The 20,801-nt window shown below is 54.6% G+C and carries 14 protein-coding genes, 6 tRNA genes and 3 rRNA genes; 2 read left to right on the top strand and 21 right to left on the bottom strand.

The window, feature by feature from the left end; translation table 11 throughout:
* Positions 1 to 49: 49 nt before the first annotated feature.
* From rpoB to tyrS, 20 genes are all read right to left on the bottom strand, one after another.
* Complete coding sequence (rpoB, locus tag KHO07_RS02830; protein WP_056855886.1) at positions 50 to 4,123, bottom strand: DNA-directed RNA polymerase subunit beta; 4,074 nt, start codon at positions 4,121 to 4,123, stop codon at positions 50 to 52.
* A gap of 220 nt (positions 4,124 to 4,343) precedes the next feature.
* Positions 4,344 to 4,709, bottom strand: a complete 366-nt coding sequence (gene rplL / locus KHO07_RS02825; RefSeq protein WP_056855887.1) for a 50S ribosomal protein L7/L12 — start codon at positions 4,707 to 4,709, stop codon at positions 4,344 to 4,346.
* A gap of 75 nt (positions 4,710 to 4,784) precedes the next feature.
* Positions 4,785 to 5,285: a 50S ribosomal protein L10 gene (gene rplJ, locus KHO07_RS02820; protein ID WP_007970413.1), complete on the bottom strand. Its 501-nt coding sequence runs from the start codon at positions 5,283 to 5,285 to the stop codon at positions 4,785 to 4,787.
* Positions 5,286 to 5,483: 198 nt separating this feature from the next.
* A complete protein-coding gene (rplA, locus tag KHO07_RS02815) occupies positions 5,484 to 6,179 on the bottom strand; it encodes a 50S ribosomal protein L1 (RefSeq protein WP_008041297.1) in 696 nt (231 codons plus the stop codon).
* Positions 6,179 to 6,610 carry a 50S ribosomal protein L11 gene (gene rplK, locus KHO07_RS02810; protein WP_007933726.1) on the bottom strand — a complete coding sequence of 144 codons (432 nt, stop codon included), beginning with the start codon at positions 6,608 to 6,610 and terminating at the stop codon, positions 6,179 to 6,181. The genes rplA and rplK overlap by 1 nt, the downstream gene beginning before the upstream one ends.
* A 117-nt stretch (positions 6,611 to 6,727) precedes the next feature.
* Positions 6,728 to 7,261, bottom strand: a complete 534-nt coding sequence (gene nusG / locus KHO07_RS02805) for a transcription termination/antitermination protein NusG (RefSeq protein ID WP_007933727.1) — start codon at positions 7,259 to 7,261, stop codon at positions 6,728 to 6,730.
* 9 nt (positions 7,262 to 7,270) lie between these two features.
* Positions 7,271 to 7,639 carry a preprotein translocase subunit SecE gene (gene secE / locus KHO07_RS02800; RefSeq protein WP_007896620.1) on the bottom strand — a complete coding sequence of 123 codons (369 nt, stop codon included), beginning with the start codon at positions 7,637 to 7,639 and terminating at the stop codon, positions 7,271 to 7,273.
* Positions 7,640 to 7,684: 45 nt separating this feature from the next.
* Positions 7,685 to 7,760 (bottom strand) — tRNA-Trp (locus tag KHO07_RS02795).
* A gap of 175 nt (positions 7,761 to 7,935) precedes the next feature.
* Positions 7,936 to 8,011: transfer RNA gene (locus KHO07_RS02790), tRNA-Thr, on the bottom strand.
* Positions 8,012 to 8,037: 26 nt separating this feature from the next.
* Positions 8,038 to 8,111: transfer RNA gene (locus KHO07_RS02785), tRNA-Gly, on the bottom strand.
* 24 nt (positions 8,112 to 8,135) lie between these two features.
* Positions 8,136 to 8,220, bottom strand: a tRNA-Tyr gene (locus tag KHO07_RS02780).
* A 143-nt stretch (positions 8,221 to 8,363) separates the two neighbouring features.
* The gene (locus KHO07_RS02775) at positions 8,364 to 8,804 is read right to left on the bottom strand and encodes a hypothetical protein (RefSeq protein WP_212626423.1); all 441 of its coding nucleotides are present in this window, start codon (positions 8,802 to 8,804) and stop codon (positions 8,364 to 8,366) included.
* 7 nt (positions 8,805 to 8,811) lie between these two features.
* On the bottom strand, positions 8,812 to 9,561 hold the full coding sequence (locus tag KHO07_RS02770) for a pantothenate kinase (protein ID WP_212626422.1): 750 nt from the start codon (positions 9,559 to 9,561) through the stop codon (positions 8,812 to 8,814).
* A complete protein-coding gene (birA, locus tag KHO07_RS02765; protein WP_212626421.1) occupies positions 9,551 to 10,510 on the bottom strand; it encodes a bifunctional biotin--[acetyl-CoA-carboxylase] ligase/biotin operon repressor BirA in 960 nt (319 codons plus the stop codon). Before birA ends, KHO07_RS02770 begins: the two co-directional genes overlap by 11 nt.
* 134 nt (positions 10,511 to 10,644) lie before the next feature.
* Positions 10,645 to 10,760 (bottom strand): 5S ribosomal RNA (gene rrf, locus KHO07_RS02760).
* 153 nt (positions 10,761 to 10,913) lie between these two features.
* A 23S ribosomal RNA gene (locus KHO07_RS02755) occupies positions 10,914 to 13,807 on the bottom strand.
* Positions 13,808 to 14,047: 240 nt separating this feature from the next.
* Positions 14,048 to 14,123: transfer RNA gene (locus tag KHO07_RS02750), tRNA-Ala, on the bottom strand.
* A gap of 10 nt (positions 14,124 to 14,133) precedes the next feature.
* Positions 14,134 to 14,210: transfer RNA gene (locus KHO07_RS02745), tRNA-Ile, on the bottom strand.
* Positions 14,211 to 14,332: 122 nt separating this feature from the next.
* Positions 14,333 to 15,869 (bottom strand): 16S ribosomal RNA (locus KHO07_RS02740).
* Together the 16S, 23S and 5S rRNA genes with 2 tRNA genes alongside form the textbook arrangement of a ribosomal RNA operon.
* 495 nt (positions 15,870 to 16,364) lie before the next feature.
* Positions 16,365 to 17,564 (bottom strand): tyrosine--tRNA ligase, encoded by a 1,200-nt coding sequence (tyrS, locus tag KHO07_RS02735; protein WP_150736159.1) that lies wholly within the window; start codon positions 17,562 to 17,564, stop codon positions 16,365 to 16,367.
* A 212-nt stretch (positions 17,565 to 17,776) separates the two neighbouring features.
* Here tyrS and KHO07_RS02730 point away from each other — a divergent pair, with 212 nt between their 5' ends.
* Both KHO07_RS02730 and KHO07_RS02725 read left to right on the top strand, forming a co-directional pair.
* Entirely contained in the window at positions 17,777 to 19,210 is a 1,434-nt protein-coding gene (locus KHO07_RS02730) for a peptidoglycan DD-metalloendopeptidase family protein (protein ID WP_212626420.1), read from the top strand.
* A gap of 3 nt (positions 19,211 to 19,213) precedes the next feature.
* On the top strand, positions 19,214 to 20,305 hold the full coding sequence (locus KHO07_RS02725) for an anhydro-N-acetylmuramic acid kinase (protein WP_212626419.1): 1,092 nt from the start codon (positions 19,214 to 19,216) through the stop codon (positions 20,303 to 20,305).
* Between the two features lie 66 nt (positions 20,306 to 20,371).
* On the opposite strand, the gene erpA is transcribed toward KHO07_RS02725, so the two are convergent.
* Positions 20,372 to 20,722, bottom strand: a complete 351-nt coding sequence (gene erpA / locus KHO07_RS02720; protein WP_007906865.1) for an iron-sulfur cluster insertion protein ErpA — start codon at positions 20,720 to 20,722, stop codon at positions 20,372 to 20,374.
* Between the last annotated feature and the right edge of the window lie 79 nt (positions 20,723 to 20,801).

The following is a 20,801-nucleotide window of genomic DNA, read 5'->3' as shown; positions in this document are numbered from 1 at the left end:
CGGAGCAGAGAGCGGGCAATCCTGCCCCGCTCTCGATTCGCGTCACGTGTTATTCGGTTTCCAGATCGATATCGATGCCGAGGGAACGAATTTCCTTGATCAACACGTTGAAGGACTCGGGCATGCCCGGCTCCATACGGTGATCGCCATCCACGATGTTTTTGTACATCTTGGTACGGCCGTTCACATCGTCCGACTTCACTGTGAGCATTTCTTGCAGAGTGTAAGCGGCACCGTATGCTTCCAGTGCCCAGACCTCCATCTCCCCGAAACGCTGACCACCGAACTGCGCCTTACCACCCAGCGGCTGCTGGGTAACCAGGCTGTACGAACCGGTAGAACGAGCGTGCATCTTGTCGTCTACCAAGTGGTTCAGCTTCAGCATGTACATGTAGCCAACGGTAACCGGGCGCTCGAACTTGTTGCCGGTACGGCCGTCGGTCAGCTGCATCTGGCCGCTTTCTGGCAGGTCTGCCAGTTTCAGCATGGCCTTGATTTCGCTTTCCTTGGCGCCGTCGAACACTGGAGTGGCCATAGGAACGCCGCCACGCAGGTTTTGAGCCAGATCCAGGATTTCCTGATCCGAGAAGTCATCGAGGCTTTCCTGACGACCGCCGATCTCGTTATAGATCTCGTGCAGGAACTTACGCAGTTCGGCGACTTTGCGCTGTTCTTCAACCATGCGGTTGATCTTCTCGCCCAGACCTTTGGCCGCGAGGCCAAGGTGGGTTTCGAGGATCTGACCAACGTTCATACGCGAAGGTACGCCCAACGGGTTGAGAACGACGTCGACCGGGGTGCCATTGGCATCGTGCGGCATGTCTTCAACCGGCATGATCACGGAGACCACACCTTTGTTACCGTGACGACCGGCCATCTTGTCGCCCGGCTGGATGCGACGACGGATTGCCAGGTAAACCTTGACGATTTTCAGCACGCCTGGAGCCAGGTCATCGCCCTGCTGCAGTTTGCGCTTCTTGTCTTCGAACTTGTCGTCCAGCAGACGGCGACGATCGACGATGTAGGCCTGAGCCTTCTCGAGCTGCTCGTTCAGAGCATCTTCAGCCATGCGCAGTTTGAACCACTGGCCGTGCTCAAGACCGTCGAGTACTTCGTCGGTGATGTCCTGACCCTTCTTCAGACCGGCGCCGCCTTCGGCTTTGTGGCCGACCAGAGCGGAACGCAGACGTTCGAAAGTAGCACCTTCAACGATGCGGAACTCTTCGTTCAAGTCCTTGCGGATCTCGTCGAGCTGAGACTTCTCGATCGACAGTGCACGAGCATCACGCTCAACGCCGTCACGGGTGAAGACCTGTACGTCGATGACAGTACCTTTGGTACCGGTAGGTACGCGCAGGGAGGTGTCTTTAACGTCGCTGGCTTTCTCACCAAAGATCGCACGCAGCAGTTTTTCTTCCGGAGTCAGCTGGGTCTCGCCTTTCGGAGTGACCTTACCCACCAGGATGTCGCCTGCGCCTACTTCAGCACCCACGTAAACGATACCGGCTTCGTCCAGCTTGTTCAGTGCAGCCTCACCCACGTTCGGGATGTCCGCAGTGATTTCCTCTGGGCCAAGCTTGGTGTCACGGGCCACACAGGTCAGTTCCTGAATGTGGATCGTGGTGAAACGGTCTTCTTGAACAACGCGTTCCGACAGGCAGATGGAGTCTTCGAAGTTGAAGCCGTTCCATGCCATGAAGGCGATGCGCATGTTCTGACCCAGCGCCAGTTCACCCATGTCGGTGGACGGGCCGTCGGCCATGATGTCGCTACGCTGTACCCGATCACCTTTACGCACCAGCGGACGCTGGTTGATGCAGGTGTTCTGGTTGGAGCGGGTGTATTTGGTCAGGTTGTAGATGTCGACACCAGCTTCACCGGTTTCAACTTCATCATCAGCAACACGAACCACGATACGGCTGGCGTCGACAGAGTCGATCACGCCGCCACGACGAGCCACGACGCAAACGCCGGAGTCACGGGCTACGTTACGCTCCATGCCGGTACCGACCAGCGGCTTGTCAGCACGCAGGGTTGGTACAGCTTGACGCTGCATGTTCGAACCCATCAACGCACGGTTGGCGTCGTCGTGCTCGAGGAACGGAATCAGCGACGCAGCAACCGAAACTACCTGCTTCGGCGAGACGTCCATCAAGGTTACGTCTTCCGGCGCCTTAACGGTGAATTCGTTCAAGTGACGAACAGCTACCAGCTCGTCGATCAGGACTTTCTTGTCGTTCATCGTGGCCGAAGCCTGAGCGATCACGTGATCTGCTTCTTCGATGGCGGACAGGAATACGATCTCGTCGGTGACCAGAGCGTCTTTCACCACACGGTACGGGCTCTCGAGGAAGCCGTACTGGTTGGTGCGCGCATAGGCAGCCAGGGAGTTGATCAGACCGATGTTCGGACCTTCCGGCGTTTCAATCGGGCATACACGACCGTAGTGAGTCGGGTGTACGTCACGAACTTCAAAGCCGGCACGCTCACGAGTCAGACCGCCAGGGCCGAGTGCAGAGACACGACGCTTGTGGGTGATCTCGGACAGCGGGTTGTTCTGGTCCATGAACTGGGACAGCTGGCTGGAACCGAAGAACTCTTTCACCGCCGCAGCCACAGGCTTGGCGTTGATCAGGTCTTGCGGCATCAGGCCTTCGCTTTCAGCCATCGACAGACGCTCTTTGACCGCACGCTCAACACGTACCAGGCCAACGCGGAACTGGTTCTCGGCCATTTCGCCTACGCAGCGAACACGACGGTTACCCAGGTGGTCGATGTCATCGACGATGCCTTTACCGTTACGGATGTCGACCAGAGTCTTCAGTACCGCGACGATATCTTCCTTGCACAGCACGCCCGAACCTTCGATCTCGGTACGACCGATACGACGGTTGAACTTCATCCGGCCGACCGCAGACAGGTCATAGCGCTCAGGGCTGAAGAACAGGTTGTTGAACAGGGTTTCGGCAGCGTCTTTGGTTGGCGGCTCGCCAGGACGCATCATGCGATAGATCTCGACCAGCGCTTCCAGTTGGTTGCTGGTGGAGTCGATCTTCAGCGTGTCGGAGACGAACGGCCCGCAGTCGATGTCGTTGGTGTACAGAGTTTCGATGCGAACAACGCCGGCCTTGGCGATTTTCGCCAGGATCTCGGTGTTGAGCTCGGTGTTGCACTCTGCCAGGATTTCGCCGGTTGCCGGATGCACGATGACCTTGGCGGTTGTGCGACCCAGGACGTAGTCCAGTGGCACTTCCAGCTCTTTGATCCCGGCTTTTTCCAGCTGGTTGATGTGGCGAGCGGTGATACGACGACCTTGCTCGACAATAACCTTGCCTTTGTCGTCCTGGATATCCAGAACAGCGATTTCACCACGCAGACGCTGAGGCACCAGCTCCAGGCTCAGGTTCTCGCCCTTCACATGGAAAACGTTGGTGGTGTAGAACGCGTCCAGCACTTCCTCGGTGGTATAGCCGAGCGCGCGCAGCAGTACCGATGCAGGAAGCTTGCGACGACGGTCGATACGCACGAACACGCAGTCTTTCGGGTCGAACTCGAAGTCCAGCCACGAACCGCGGTAAGGAATGATGCGCGCGGAGTACAACAGTTTACCGGAGCTGTGCGTCTTGCCACGGTCGTGGTCGAAGAACACGCCCGGGGAACGGTGCAGCTGGGAAACGATTACACGCTCGGTACCGTTGATTACGAAGGTACCGTTCTCAGTCATCAGGGGGATTTCACCCATGTAGACTTCTTGCTCTTTGATGTCCTTGATCGCTTTGTTCGACGATTCTTTGTCGAAAATGATCAGGCGCACTTTTACCCGCAAAGGTACGGCGTAAGTTACACCGCGCAATACGCATTCTTTGACATCAAATGCCGGTTCGCCCAGACGATATCCGACGTACTCCAGCGCAGCATTGCCGGAGTAGCTGATGATCGGGAAAACGGATTTGAAGGCCGCATGCAGGCCCACGTCGCGGAACTGATCTTTAGTCGCTCCCGCTTGCAAGAATTCACGATACGAATCCAGCTGGATGGCCAGGAGGTACGGCACATCCATGACGTCCGGCAACTTGCTAAAGTCCTTGCGGATACGTTTTTTCTCAGTATATGAGTAAGCCATCAGCGTTCCCCAGCTTGGTCACCTGCTTGTTTGGCCCCTCCCGACGGGAGCAGCCAGAAAATCGTGCAAACCCCATGGTTTGCGCCACCGCATCGGGTGGTTACAGCACGTTACCGGCACCGACCCAGTCGGCTGCCAATAACGGAAAAAGGCCGGTGGCAAGAGCCACCAGCCATCAGCCTGTCGCTTATCGCTCGGGCTGGAGGAGCAAAGTCGATGCTTACTTCAGCTCGACTTTAGCGCCTGCTTCTTCCAGAGCTGCTTTGGCTTTGTCAGCTGCGTCTTTGGCAACAGCTTCCAGAACCATGGCAGGAGCGCCGTCAACTACAGCCTTGGCTTCTTTCAGGCCCAGACCGGTCAGTTCACGTACTGCCTTGATCACGTTAACTTTCTTCTCGCCAGCTTCAGTCAGCATGACGTTGAATTCAGTTTGCTCTTCAACAACGGCGGCAGCAGCAGCTGGACCAGCCGATGCAGCTGCAGCGGTAACGCCGAATTTTTCTTCGAAAGCTTTGATCAGCTCAACAACTTCCATTACGGACATGTTGCCAACTGCTTCAAGGATATCGTTCTGAGAGATAGACATGAATCTAATTCCTGATATTGGGGACGGCCTACGCGACCATCGAAAAAAACAAAAAACGCGAGAAGTTGACGAGCCTTAGGCTGCAGCAGCTTCTTTCTGGTCGCGAATTGCCGCCAGGGTACGAGCCAATTTGCTGGTAGCGCCTTGAATCACGCTCATCAGCTGAGAAATTGCTTCGTCACGGGTCGGCAGAGTTGCCAGTACGTCGATTTGGTTAGCTGCGAGGAACTTGCCCTCGAACGCAGCTGCCTTGATCTCGAACTTGTCCTGACCCTTTGCGAACTCTTTGAAGATCCGGGCAGCAGCGCCTGGATGTTCTTTGGAGAATGCAATCAGGGTAGGGCCAGTGAACACGTCGTTGAGGACACTGAATTCAGTGTCAGCAACAGCGCGCTTGAGCAGGGTGTTACGTACAACACGTACGTAAACGCCAGCTTCACGAGCCTCTTTACGGAGTCCGGTCATCGCGCCTACTGTTACGCCACGGGCATCAGCCACGACAGCGGACAGAGCGACTTTGGCAGCCTCGTTGACTTCAGCGACGATGGCCTTCTTGTCTTCGAGTTTAATTGCCACGGGTTTAACTCCTGCTTGTTACCGTTTCATCTGGTCGAAACCGGATGTCGTTTTGGTGTCTGATTCGGTAAGGAACCGGGAGCACCATCTGCGTAGGCTTGTGGTTTAAGACTTGCGTCGCCTACGGTCTTGGATAGCCCCCGCCAGGCAGGGACCCCAATTTTTCAATTGACGCAATCGCTTGCGCCAATCGTTGTCTTACGCGTCGAGCGAGCTTTGGTCGATGACCAGACCTGGGCCCATAGTGGTGCTCAGGGTAACGCGCTTGACGTAGATGCCTTTCGAGGAAGCTGGTTTGATACGCTTCAGATCAGCGATCAGGGCTTCAACGTTTTCCTTCAGCTTGACGGCATCGAAGCCGATCTTGCCAACGGAAGTGTGGATGATGCCGTTTTTGTCGGTGCGATAACGAACCTGACCAGCCTTGGCGTTTTTAACCGCGGTAGCTACGTCTGGAGTTACGGTGCCGACTTTAGGGTTAGGCATCAGACCACGTGGACCGAGGATCTGACCCAACTGACCCACAACGCGCATTGCATCCGGGGATGCGATAACTACGTCATAGTTCAGGTCGCCGCCTTTCATTTCGGCAGCCAGGTCGTCCATACCTACACGGTCAGCGCCGGCAGCCAGAGCGGCCTCAGCAGCTGGACCCTGGGTGAACACAGCAACGCGAACGGTCTTGCCAGTGCCGTGTGGCAGCACAGTAGCGCTACGAACGACCTGGTCGGATTTACGCGGGTCAACGCCCAGGTTAACAGCTACGTCGAACGACTCGCTGAACTTGACAGTCGACAGCTCAGCCAGCAGGGCAGCAGCGTCTACAAAGTTGTAGGACTTGCCTGCTTCGATTTTGCCGGCGATAGCCTTTTGACGCTTGGTCAGCTTAGCCATTACACACCCTCCACGTTAAGGCCCATGCTACGAGCAGAACCGGCGATGGTACGCACGGCTGCTTCCATATCAGCTGCAGTCAGATCCGCGTTTTTGGTTTTCGCGATTTCTTCCAGCTGAGCACGAGTTACAGTGCCAACCTTAACGGTGTTCGGACGAGCGGAACCGCTGGTCAGACCGGCCGCCTTCTTCAGCAGAACCGAAGCAGGGGTGGATTTGGTTTCGAACGTGAAGCTACGGTCGCTGTAGACAGTGATGATCACTGGAGTCGGCAGACCTGGCTCAAGACCCTGAGTACGGGCGTTGAAAGCCTTGCAGAATTCCATGATGTTCACGCCGTGCTGACCCAGAGCAGGACCAACAGGTGGGCTTGGGTTAGCCTGAGCGGCCTTCACTTGCAGCTTGATGTAAGCGGTAATCTTCTTGGCCATGAGGCACTCCAATTACGGGTTCAAACGCCTCGAAAGGCTCCCCGGTTACTTGCGCGTTTATCCCAGTGACGACAAAACCCCACAGCCTAAGGCTGCGGGGTTGGGATGCTTGCTCAGTTAGACCTTTTCGACCTGACTGAACTCCAACTCTACCGGGGTAGAGCGTCCGAAAATGAGCACTGCGACCTGGATCCGGCTCTTCTCGTAGTTAACCTCTTCGACCGTGCCGGTGAAATCGGCAAACGGACCGTCGTTAACGCGAACCGACTCGCCCGGCTCGAACAACGTCTTCGGCTTGGGCTTATCGCTACCGTCAGCGACGCGACGCAGAATCGCTTCTGCCTCTTTATCAGTAATCGGTGCCGGCTTATCAGCTGTACCGCCGATAAAACCCATCACCCGAGGAGTATCCTTGACCAAGTGCCAAGTACCCTCATTCATATCCATCTGTACCAGCACATAGCCAGGGAAGAACTTACGCTCGCTCTTGCGCTTCTGGCCGTTGCGCATCTCGACCACTTCTTCAGTGGGAACCAGAATCTCGCCGAAGCCATCTTCCATGCCAGCCAGCTTTACACGCTCGATCAACGAACGCATGACATGCTTCTCGTAACCCGAGTAAGCATGCACAACATACCAACGCTTAGCCACGGGACACCCTTAGCCGACAATCAAGGAGACAAGCCAACCGAGCAGGGAATCAAGCCCCCACAACAGCAACGCCATAACCAGGACAACAGCCACAACGATCAACGTGGTCTGCGTGGTTTCTTGGCGAGTTGGCCATACGACTTTACGAATCTCGGTGCGCGCTTCCTTAACCAGTACGAAGAAAGACTTGCCCTTAACTGTCTGCAGGCCTACAAAGGCAGCTACAGCAGCAATCACAAGCAATGCGAGTACGCGGTACAGGATCGGCGAAGCAGAGTAATACTGATTACCAACAACGCCAACAACCACCAAAGCGACTACCACTAGCCACTTGAGCAGATCGAAGCGAGAGCCTTGAGCTTCAGCTTTAGGAGTCATCTATGAAGATCCTGTGAAAAGAAAGCCAGATACACCGAGTGAATCTGGCAGGTCAGGAGGGAATCGAACCCCCAACCTACGGTTTTGGAGACCGTCGCTCTGCCAATTGAGCTACTGACCTAAAACAAAATCAGGCCGACCATTATGCCGGCCCGAAAAAGACTTTACAACATTTAACTCTTAGACCCAGGCACGGCACCAACACCAGCAAGCGAAACATCCAACCCTGCGGCGCGACCGACTACAACCCCAGCCCTTAAAACAAAGGCAGATATTTTCATATCTGCCTTGTTATATGGAGCTCTTGAGCGGATTTGAACCGCTGACCTCACCCTTACCAAGGGTGTGCTCTACCAACTGAGCTACAAGAGCGAAACACTGTGCAAAACCTGTAAACTTGGAGCGGGTAGCGGGAATCGAACCCGCATCATCAGCTTGGAAGGCTGAGGTTCTACCACTAAACTATACCCGCGAGGCTTACAGCTCTCGCTAAAAATGGTGGAGGGGGAAGGATTCGAACCTTCGAAGTCGTAGACGTCAGATTTACAGTCTGATCCCTTTGGCCGCTCGGGAACCCCTCCTAAGCGAGCCGGCATTCTACATCATGCCAGCCTTCTGTCAAGCATTTTTCTCATTAAAAACCTGAGCTTAGCTGCGTTGACCTCGCTTCACTTCGCTCACCGTTTCCGGTGTTCGCTGTGGAGCGGGCGCCATTCTATGCAAACTATTCGAAGGGTGCAACCCCCTCACAAGGCATTATTTTATGTTTTAACTCATTGAATTCTTTAGAAAGGTTTATCAGCTGCAGATCATCCAGCCAGCGCCGGCTTTCAGGGGCTACGCGCAGCCAATAGCCAGCGGATTCAGAGCTACCCCGAGGCAACGCCTGAAACTTCACCTCCATGCCTGTCAGTCTTCGCTCAAGCCCCTGAGCAACGTCTTGACGCGCAAAGCCACCCACATAAAGACAACCAGGATCGGCCTGGCCCGGCTTCTCTTTATCTTTAGGCGCGACCTCGGTCTCGCTCAACAGCCGGATATCCTGCTGCGACCCTCGATACAAACTCAAAGGCGTTACATCCTTGGCACGCAGCGGAGCCTCTTGTTGATGCCATATGTAATAAAACACATTGAGAACAAGCAGCAGCAGAAACAACCAACGCATAAGAACCTCAGGCCAAAGGGCACGCCATAGCCAAACCGACAAATACGAGATCAGGGACTACCTTGGCCTCAGGCACCATCTCGGAGACCAGGGCTGCGTCACCACCCGTAAGGAAAACCGTGAAGTCCTCCCCCCAATGGCCCCGCGCCAACTCTAGCTGCGTCAGCACGAAACCCCGAAGCATCAATAGGCAACCCCGCTCGACAGCCTCAACTGTAGTGCGGCCTGGATCGAGACTTTCCAGCGCACGCTCAGCCGCAAGATCCCCGTAACGAATTTTGCGAGTATGCGTGCGAAGCTGATTTCGCATTAACGGCATACCAGGACATATGAACCCACCGAGATGCCCCCCATCCGCAGCGACGAAGTCGGCAGTGACAGCGGTCCCGAAATCCAATACGAGGCACGCACCACCCGCCAAATGGAATCCACCGAGCAGGGCGAGCCAACGGTCAAGCCCCAGCTTCTCGAATTCTTCATATCCGTTTCGTACGCCGGACATCTCTCGTGCAGGCGACGCACTAACGACCGATACATCGAAGGACTCTTTCAGCAGAGAGATCAATAACCCGGTCTCCTCTGGCGTCCTCACACTGACCAGCCGGCAGTACTTGAGCGCCAACCCGCTGAGCTGCTTCAAGTCCGAGAGCAAGGCAAGATCCGAATCCACGACCCCACCACCCCGCGCCACCCGGGCATTCGATTCGAGCACACGCCACTTGATGAAACTATTTCCGCAGTCGAGCTCAAGAATCATTGCGCAACCTCAGGCTCAGCTCGCCACCACTAAAGACTTTTTCCACACCATCCACCTTCAAGCGCAGGGCGCCCTGACTATCGATACCCAGTACCTCGCCATCTATTTGATTTACACCCGCAATCAATGACACAGCGCGCCCCTGCCACAAGTGATGTTGCTCCCACTCAGCCTGAATAGCAGAAAAGCCTGCAGCCTGATGACGAGCGAGATACTTCTGCAGCATCTCTCCGAGTGTCGCCACCAGCTGATTACGATCAAACATCTTCCCGGACTCCAGGCGCATGGACGTCCATTGCTGATCGACCTCGTCGGTCATCTGCATGTTTACATTAATCCCAACACCCAGAACCACATGACAGACGTCTGCTGGGTCTCCCACCAACTCAAGCAGAATTCCGGCAATCTTCTTTTGACCTACCAGGACATCGTTCGGCCACTTCAAACCCGCCTCGGAAATCCCAAGCTCACGCAACGCCTGCATGACAGCAAGCCCCACGACAAGACTCAGCCCCTCCAGTTGACGCATCCCACCGTCAATACGCAATACCAGGCTGAAGTAAACGTTCTCGGCAAACGGACTGGCCCACTTTCGCCCTCGGCGCCCCCGCCCCGCCGTCTGCCGCTCGGCGAGCACCAAAAAAGGCGCGATCTGGAGACGATCAATCGTTCGAAGAGCCTCAGCGTTAGTCGAATCAATAGAGTCGAAAACCAGAACAGGCCATTGCCAAGAAGGAGAAAGCCTCGCTATCTCGGCGGGATCAAGCAGCGTCAATGGCGCCGCCAATTGATAACCACGCCCGCGAATTTTATGAATGGACAACCCCAGGTCTGCCTCCAAATGCTGAAGCTGCTTCCACACAGCGCTACGACTAACGCCGAGGGCAGCACCAAGCGCTTGACCCGAATGGAATCGTCCATCTTTAAGAAGCTTTAACAACGTCAGCATGCAAGTCTCGCCTCACAATGAGGCCCGCATGATAGCCACGCGCCGAGCAATTGCATAGAAATCGAGCAAGACAGATTTTCCTGCGGGCAAAACAAAACCCCAACTGCTTTCGCAATTGGGGTTTCGGAATTTAATCTTGACGATGACCTACTCTCACATGGGGAAACCCCACACTACCATCGGCGATGCATCGTTTCACTGCTGAGTTCGGGATGGGATCAGGTGGTTCCAATGCTCTATGGTCGTCAAGAAATTCGGTGTGCCGACTCGTCTTTCAACGCTTCAGCAAATTGGGTATGCGATAGTCTTGCGGTTTTGTGAACGATACGAACTTTCGGTTCATTGCGTCTTCACACACCGCAATCTGATGCTCTTTCGAGTAATCAAATTGCTTGGGTGTTATATGGTCAAGCCTCACGGGCAATTAGTATTGGTTAGCTCAACGCCTCACAGCGCTTACACACCCAACCTATCAACGTCGTAGTCTTCGACGGCCCTTCAGGGGACTCAAGGTCCCAGTGAGATCTCATCTTGAGGCTAGTTTCCCGCTTAGATGCTTTCAGCGGTTATCTATTCCGAACATAGCTACCCGGCAATGCCACTGGCGTGACAACCGGAACACCAGAGGTTCGTCCACTCCGGTCCTCTCGTACTAGGAGCAGCCCCTCTCAAATCTCAAACGTCCACGGCAGATAGGGACCGAACTGTCTCACGACGTTCTAAACCCAGCTCGCGTACCACTTTAAATGGCGAACAGCCATACCCTTGGGACCGGCTTCAGCCCCAGGATGTGATGAGCCGACATCGAGGTGCCAAACACCGCCGTCGATATGAACTCTTGGGCGGTATCAGCCTGTTATCCCCGGAGTACCTTTTATCCGTTGAGCGATGGCCCTTCCATACAGAACCACCGGATCACTAAGACCTACTTTCGTACCTGCTCGACGTGTCTGTCTCGCAGTCAAGCGCGCTTTTGCCTTTATACTCTACGACCGATTTCCGACCGGTCTGAGCGCACCTTCGTACTCCTCCGTTACTCTTTAGGAGGAGACCGCCCCAGTCAAACTACCCACCATACACTGTCCTCGATCCGGATAACGGACCTGAGTTAGAACCTCAAAGTTGCCAGGGTGGTATTTCAAGGATGGCTCCACGCGAACTGGCGTCCACGCTTCAAAGCCTCCCACCTATCCTACACAAGCAAATTCAAAGTCCAGTGCAAAGCTATAGTAAAGGTTCACGGGGTCTTTCCGTCTAGCCGCGGATACACTGCATCTTCACAGCGATTTCAATTTCACTGAGTCTCGGGTGGAGACAGCGCCGCCATCGTTACGCCATTCGTGCAGGTCGGAACTTACCCGACAAGGAATTTCGCTACCTTAGGACCGTTATAGTTACGGCCGCCGTTTACCGGGGCTTCGATCAAGAGCTTCGCGTTAGCTAACCCCATCAATTAACCTTCCGGCACCGGGCAGGCGTCACACCCTATACGTCCACTTTCGTGTTTGCAGAGTGCTGTGTTTTTAATAAACAGTCGCAGCGGCCTGGTATCTTCGACCGGCGTGGGCTTACGGAGCAAGTCCTTCACCCTCACCGGCGCACCTTCTCCCGAAGTTACGGTGCCATTTTGCCTAGTTCCTTCACCCGAGTTCTCTCAAGCGCCTTGGTATTCTCTACCCAACCACCTGTGTCGGTTTGGGGTACGGTTCCTGGTTACCTGAAGCTTAGAAGCTTTTCTTGGAAGCATGGCATCAACCACTTCGTGTTCTAAAAGAACACTCGTCATCAGCTCTCGGCCTTAGAATCCCGGATTTACCTAAGATTCCAGCCTACCACCTTAAACTTGGACAACCAACGCCAAGCTGGCCTAGCCTTCTCCGTCCCTCCATCGCAATAACCAGAAGTACAGGAATATTAACCTGTTTTCCATCGACTACGCTTTTCAGCCTCGCCTTAGGGACCGACTAACCCTGCGTCGATTAACGTTGCGCAGGAAACCTTGGTCTTTCGGCGTGGGTGTTTTTCACACCCATTGTCGTTACTCATGTCAGCATTCGCACTTCTGATACCTCCAGCAAGCTTCTCAACTCACCTTCACAGGCTTACAGAACGCTCCTCTACCGCATCATCCTAAGATGATACCCGTAGCTTCGGTGTATGGTTTGAGCCCCGTTACATCTTCCGCGCAGGCCGACTCGACTAGTGAGCTATTACGCTTTCTTTAAAGGGTGGCTGCTTCTAAGCCAACCTCCTAGCTGTCTAAGCCTTCCCACATCGTTTCCCACTTAACCATAACTTTGGGACCTTAGCTGACGGTCTGGGTTGTTTCCCTTTTCACGACGGACGTTAGCACCCGCCGTGTGTCTCCCATGCTCGGCACTTGTAGGTATTCGGAGTTTGCATCGGTTTGGTAAGTCGGGATGACCCCCTAGCCGAAACAGTGCTCTACCCCCTACAGTGATACATGAGGCGCTACCTAAATAGCTTTCGAGGAGAACCAGCTATCTCCGAGCTTGATTAGCCTTTCACTCCGATCCACAGGTCATCCGCTAACTTTTCAACGGTAGTCGGTTCGGTCCTCCAGTCAGTGTTACCTAACCTTCAACCTGCCCATGGATAGATCGCCCGGTTTCGGGTCTATTCCCAGCGACTAGACGCCCTATTAAGACTCGCTTTCGCTACGCCTCCCCTATTCGGTTAAGCTCGCCACTGAAAATAAGTCGCTGACCCATTATACAAAAGGTACGCAGTCACAGAACAAAGTCTGCTCCCACTGCTTGTACGCATACGGTTTCAGGATCTATTTCACTCCCCTCTCCGGGGTTCTTTTCGCCTTTCCCTCACGGTACTAGTTCACTATCGGTCAGTCAGTAGTATTTAGCCTTGGAGGATGGTCCCCCCATATTCAGACAAAGTTTCTCGTGCTCCGTCCTACTCGATTTCATGACTAAGAGATTTTCGCGTACAGGGCTATCACCCACTATGGCCGCACTTTCCAGAGCGTTCCGCTAATCTCAAAGCCACTTAAGGGCTAGTCCCCGTTCGCTCGCCACTACTAAGGGAATCTCGGTTGATTTCTTTTCCTCAGGGTACTTAGATGTTTCAGTTCCCCTGGTTCGCCTCTTGCACCTATGTATTCAGTACAAGATAACCATCTTATGATGGCTGGGTTCCCCCATTCAGACATCTCCGGATCAAAGTCTGTTTGCCGACTCCCCGAAGCTTTTCGCAGGCTACCACGTCTTTCATCGCCTCTGACTGCCAAGGCATCCACCGTATGCGCTTCTTCACTTGACCATATAACCCCAAGCAATCTGGTTATACTGTGAAGACGACATTCGCCGAAAATTCGAATTTCTCAACTAAGAGAACTCACAAATTTTACCTTAGCCTGATCCGTTACCAGTGAAAGTAACGTTCAGTCTATCTTTCTATCACATACCCAAATTTTTAAAGAACGATCTAATCAAAAGACTAGAAATCAATATTCATCAGTGAATATTCATTTCTAAACTCTCAAACTTTCGAAGCAGTTTATGGTGGAGCCAAGCGGGATCGAACCGCTGACCTCCTGCGTGCAAGGCAGGCGCTCTCCCAGCTGAGCTATGGCCCCATAACAAAATTGGTGGGTCTGGGCAGATTCGAACTGCCGACCTCACCCTTATCAGGGGTGCGCTCTAACCAACTGAGCTACAGACCCAATTTCGAGCTTGTAACTGTTAGCTCAGAGCTATCAGCTTGGAGCTTAAAGCTGCTTCTATCGTCTTCTTCAATGAATCAAGCAATTCGTGTGGGAGCTCATGGAGCAGCTGAGTCGTCGATTAAGGAGGTGATCCAGCCGCAGGTTCCCCTACGGCTACCTTGTTACGACTTCACCCCAGTCATGAATCACACCGTGGTAACCGTCCTCCCGAAGGTTAGACTAGCTACTTCTGGTGCAACCCACTCCCATGGTGTGACGGGCGGTGTGTACAAGGCCCGGGAACGTATTCACCGCGACATTCTGATTCGCGATTACTAGCGATTCCGACTTCACGCAGTCGAGTTGCAGACTGCGATCCGGACTACGATCGGTTTTATGGGATTAGCTCCACCTCGCGGCTTGGCAACCCTCTGTACCGACCATTGTAGCACGTGTGTAGCCCAGGCCGTAAGGGCCATGATGACTTGACGTCATCCCCACCTTCCTCCGGTTTGTCACCGGCAGTCTCCTTAGAGTGCCCACCATTACGTGCTGGTAACTAAGGACAAGGGTTGCGCTCGTTACGGGACTTAACCCAACATCTCACGACACGAGCTGACGACAGCCATGCAGCACCTGTCTCAATGTTCCCGAAGGCACCAATCCATCTCTGGAAAGTTCATTGGATGTCAAGGCCTGGTAAGGTTCTTCGCGTTGCTTCGAATTAAACCACATGCTCCACCGCTTGTGCGGGCCCCCGTCAATTCATTTGAGTTTTAACCTTGCGGCCGTACTCCCCAGGCGGTCAACTTAATGCGTTAGCTGCGCCACTAAGAGCTCAAGGCTCCCAACGGCTAGTTGACATCGTTTACGGCGTGGACTACCAGGGTATCTAATCCTGTTTGCTCCCCACGCTTTCGCACCTCAGTGTCAGTATCAGTCCAGGTGGTCGCCTTCGCCACTGGTGTTCCTTCCTATATCTACGCATTTCACCGCTACACAGGAAATTCCACCACCCTCTACCATACTCTAGCTTGTCAGTTTTGAATGCAGTTCCCAGGTTGAGCCCGGGGATTTCACATCCAACTTAACAAACCACCTACGCGCGCTTTACGCCCAGTAATTCCGATTAACGCTTGCACCCTCTGTATTACCGCGGCTGCTGGCACAGAGTTAGCCGGTGCTTATTCTGTCGGTAACGTCAAAATTGCAGAGTATTAATCTACAACCCTTCCTCCCAACTTAAAGTGCTTTACAATCCGAAGACCTTCTTCACACACGCGGCATGGCTGGATCAGGCTTTCGCCCATTGTCCAATATTCCCCACTGCTGCCTCCCGTAGGAGTCTGGACCGTGTCTCAGTTCCAGTGTGACTGATCATCCTCTCAGACCAGTTACGGATCGTCGCCTTGGTGAGCCATTACCTCACCAACTAGCTAATCCGACCTAGGCTCATCTGATAGCGCAAGGCCCGAAGGTCCCCTGCTTTCTCCCGTAGGACGTATGCGGTATTAGCGTTCCTTTCGAAACGTTGTCCCCCACTACCAGGCAGATTCCTAGGCATTACTCACCCGTCCGCCGCTGAATTCAGGAGCAAGCTCCTGTCATCCGCTCGACTTGCATGTGTTAGGCCTGCCGCCAGCGTTCAATCTGAGCCATGATCAAACTCTTCAGTTCAAACATCTTTGGGTTTTGAGAAAACCCTAAACTTGGCTCAGCAATCGTTGGTTACATCTTTGATTTCTCGCGGAGTAACTTGTGATGCTGATAATCTGTTGACTAGCAGTCTGACTCCACAAGCACCCACACGAATTGCTTGATTCAGTTGTTAAAGAGCGGTTGGTTAAGATCTTTCGTCTCAACCGAGGCGCGCATTCTACAGCAGCCTCATTTGCTGTCAAGTGGTTATTTTCAGAAGTTTTCAAGGATTTCCTTAACAACTTCAACCACTTGCGCTTTCGATCTCTCGTCAGCGGGAGGCGAATTCTACAGCGTTACACGCTGCTGTCAACACCTCTTTTTCAACTTCCTTTGGGCTTCGACGACCTGAAGCAACTTGCTGCCGAAAACTTCGTAACTCGTTGTTTACCAAGGAGTTTTCCGTTTCGACTGCGCCGGAAGTGGGGCGAATTATAGGCCTCTAGAATTCGCCGTCAACCCCTTATTTCAGGTTTATTCGGATTTGAGTGTAATACGCGCAAATGCCTTCTTCCCTGCCTGACAAACATGGGTCGCACCCAGTACGCATATAAAGGTGCGATCGACAACCTCACCATCTATACGCACACCACCGGAACCCAGGAGATCTCGCGCCATCGCCGAGTTCTTAACCAGCCCTGCTTTATTAAGTACAGCAGCGATCGGCATATCCTCGGCAGCAGTCAATTCGATTTCCGGCAGATCATCCGGCAGCTCGCCATCCTTCATGCGGTTGCCAGCGGCGCGATGAGCATTGGCTGCAGCCTCCTCACCATGGAAGCGCGCAACAATCTCTTCAGCCAGCTTGATCTTGATATCGCGCGGATTAGCACCCGCCTCTACATCAGCACGCAATGCATTGATCTCATCCATGGAGCGGAAGCTGAGCAACTCAAAGTAGCGCCACATCAGCGCATCCGGAATGGAAACCAGCTTGCCGTACATAACACCCGGCGCTTCCTGGATACCGACGTAGTTGCCCAACGACTTGGACATCTTCTTCACGCCATCCAGGCCTTCGAGCAGCGGCATGGTCAAAATGCATTGCGCTTCCTGACCATACCCACGCTGCAGCTCGCGCCCCATGAGCAGGTTGAACTTCTGGTCGGTACCACCCAACTCAACATCCGCACGCAGGGCAACCGAATCGTAGCCCTGAACCAGCGGATAGAGGAACTCGTGAATGGCAATTGGCTGATTGGTCGTGTAGCGCTTGTCGAAGTCATCGCGCTCGAGCATCCGCGCCACGGTGTATTGAGAAGTCAGACGAATGAAGTCGGCCGGCCCCATCTGATCCATCCAGGTGGAGTTGAACGCCACTTCTGTCTTGGCGGGATCAAGAATCTTGAAAACCTGAGTCTTGTAAGTCTCAGCGTTCTCCAGAACCTGCTCACGGGTCAACGGAGGACGAGTTGCACTCTTGCCGCTCGGATCGCCGATCATCCCGGTGAAGTCACCGATCAGGAAGATCACCTGATGCCCCAGCTCCTGGAACTGGCGCAGCTTATTAATAAGCACGGTATGACCCAGGTGCAGATCCGGCGCGGTCGGATCGAAGCCTGCCTTAATACGCAGCGGCTGGCCGCGCTTGAGCTTTTCAACCAGCTCGGACTCGACCAACAGTTCTTCTGCACCACGTTTGATCAGCGCTAGCTGCTCTTCAACCGACTTCATAACCAACCTGCAAGGCTCAGATTCAAAGGGAACCAACCATACAAGAACGCGCGTCAAATACAAGGTTTGCCCGGCGCGCGGACGCCAATCCACAGACAGGGCGTCTGCAGACTTGCTTCAGAGATGATTTGGTTATATTTTATACAGTTATTTCATCTTCATCATGTCATTCATCTTTTCCAATTCATTTTTTCAAAGTCAAAAAATTACTTATGACCAAAGAATCGTCTAAAGCGCCACCGCTTTACCCGAAGACCCACCTGCTCGCAGCGAGCGGCATCGCCGCCCTTCTGAGCCTGGCGCTTCTGGTATTTCCTTCCAGTGATGTAGAAGCCAAAAAGACAACCCTGAGTCTTGAACTGGAAAGTCCTGCTGAACAACTGACACAAGATCAAGACGCTGCTGAAGCCGTCGAAGCCACAAATGAGCCAGCAGTTTCTCCGTTCGCGCAGATTGAAAACAGTGCCGAAGATTCACCTCAAACCGCTGAAGCCGCACCAGAACCAGCTCCCGCAGAAGTGGTTGCCGAGGAAAAGAAGGCCCCCAACCACAGGGAAGTGATTGTCGCCAAGGGCGATACGCTCTCCACCCTTTTCGAGAAGGTCGGCCTTCCTGCCACTTCGGTACATGACGTGCTCGCCAGCGACAAGCAGGCCAAGCAGTTCAGCCAGCTCAAGCGCGGGCAGAAACTCGAATTCGAATTGGGTCCGGATGGCCAGCTGAGCAACCTGCACAGCAAGGTCAGCGACCTCGAAACCATCACCTTGAGCAAGAATGACAAGGGCTACACGTTCAACCGCATTACCGCCAAGCCGACCGTACGTTCCGCCTATGTTCACGGCGTCATCAATAGCTCGCTATCGCAATCTGCAGCTCGCGCCGGCCTGTCTCACAGTCTCACCATGGACATGGCCAGTGTGTTTGGCTACGACGTCGACTTCGCCCAGGATATACGCCAGGGTGACCAATTCGACGTGATCTACGAGCAGAAAGTGGTCAACGGCAAAGCTGTCGGCAACGGGCCGATCCTGTCTGCCCGGTTCACCAACCGCGGTAAGACCTACACGGCCGTGCGTTACACCAACAAACAAGGCAACACTAGTTATTACACCGCCGATGGCAACAGCATGCGCAAGGCTTTCATCCGTACTCCGGTTGACTTCGCCCGCATCAGTTCGAAGTTCTCCATGGGCCGCAAACACCCGATTCTCAACAAGATCCGCGCCCACAAAGGTGTGGACTACGCAGCGCCGCGCGGTACGCCAATCAAGGCTGCAGGTGATGGCAAGGTATTGCTGGCTGGTCGCCGCGGCGGTTACGGCAACACCGTGATTCTCCAGCACGGTAATACCTACCGCACGCTGTATGGCCACATGCAAGGCTTCGCCAAAGGCGTCAAGACTGGCGGCACGGTCAAGCAGGGCCAGGTTATCGGCTACATCGGCACTACCGGCCTATCCACCGGCCCGCACTTGCATTACGAGTTCCAGGTGAATGGCGTGCACGTCGACCCGCTGGGGCAGAAAGTCGCGATGGCAGATCCGATCTCCAAAGCCGAACGCGCACGCTTCCTGGCACAGAGCCAACCGCTGATGGCGCGCATGGACCAGGAAAAAGCCACTCAGCTGGCTTCGGCCAAGCGCTAAGTCATGGCGCTTTATATAGGTGTGATGTCCGGGACCAGTCTTGATGGCCTGGATATCGCGCTGATCCAGCAGACTCCGGCGATCAAGCTGATCGCCACGCACTACATTCCCATGCCCGATTCCCTGCGCACAGAGCTGCTTGGCTTGTGCGCCAGCGGTCCGGACGAGATTGCACGCTCAGCCATCGCCCAGCAAAACTGGGTAAGGCTGGCGGCACAGGGTATCAATACCCTCCTCGCTCAGCAGAATCTCACCCCTGACGATATTCGCGCGATTGGCAGCCATGGCCAGACCATTCGCCACGAACCAGCACGCGGCTTCACGGTGCAAATCGGCAACCCCGCACTGCTGACCGAGCTGACGAACATCACCGTGGTCAGCGACTTCCGCAGCCGCGACGTAGCCGCCGGCGGTCAGGGCGCGCCTCTGGTTCCAGCCTTTCATGAAGCCTTGTTCGAAGAGCGTGCCGGCAACCGTGCCGTCCTGAACATCGGCGGTTTCAGCAACCTTAGCCTGATCGAGCCTGGCAAACCGGTGGCCGGCTTCGACTGCGGTCCGGGCAATGTGCTGCTCGATGCCTGGATTCAACAGCAGCGCGGCGACAGCTATGACCGTGACGGCCAGTGGGCCGCCAGCGGCAAGGTCGAACCTGCCCTGTTGAAGTCACTGCTCAGCGACCCATTCTTCGTTACTCAAGGCCCGAAGAGCACCGGCCGGGAAGTGTTCAACCTGCCATGGTTGATGCAGCACCTGGCGCAGCTACCGACCTTTGCGGCCGAAGACGTCCAGGCAACACTGCTTGAGCTGACCGCCCTGACCATCATTGAATCGTTGCAAGGCGCGCAGAACGACACTCAAGAAGTGCTGGTCTGCGGCGGTGGGGCGCATAACGCCGCACTGATGAATCGCCTCGCCAGCCTGCTGCCAAAGGCGCAAGTCAGCAGCACATCAGCCTATGGCGTCGATCCTGACTGGGTCGAAGCCATGGCGTTTGCCTGGCTCGCTCACTGCTGCCTCGAAGGCATCGCCGCCAATCGCCCAAGCGTTACCGGCGCCCGTGGATTGCGAATCCTCGGCGCCATCTACCCCGCATAAACCCCAGACAGCAAAACGCCGCAGGGCCGGAAGGCCATGCGGCGTTGAGTGATGCTGGAGCGCTGATCAGATCGAGAACGAAGACCCGCAACCACATGTAGTGGTCGCGTTCGGGTTCTTGATAACAAAACGCGAACCTTCCAGACCTTCCTGATAATCCACCTCAGCGCCTGCCAGGTACTGGAAGCTCATCGGATCGACGACCAGACTCACTCCTTCGCGCTCGACGATGGTGTCGTCATCGGCCACTTCTTCATCGAAGGTGAAGCCGTACTGAAAACCTGAACAACCGCCGCCCGTAACGAATACGCGCAGCTTCAAGCGATCATTCCCCTCTTCATCGACCAGGCTCTTCACCTTGTGCGCGGCACCGTGGGTGAATTGCAAAGCCGTGGGGGTGAAGGATTCGACGCTCATACTGACTATCTCCCGGCGTTACGCCGTCATATTGCGTGATGACGCGCATTATCCGCTTCTCCTAGAAAAGCGGTCAACT

Origin of the sequence: Pseudomonas sp. PP3 (genome assembly GCF_905336995.1) — a bacterium.
In the GTDB taxonomy this organism is placed as follows: domain Bacteria; phylum Pseudomonadota; class Gammaproteobacteria; order Pseudomonadales; family Pseudomonadaceae; genus Aquipseudomonas; species Aquipseudomonas reinekei.
The sequence above is the reverse complement of the archived record's forward strand: the minus strand, read 5'-3'. Positions and strand labels throughout refer to the sequence as shown.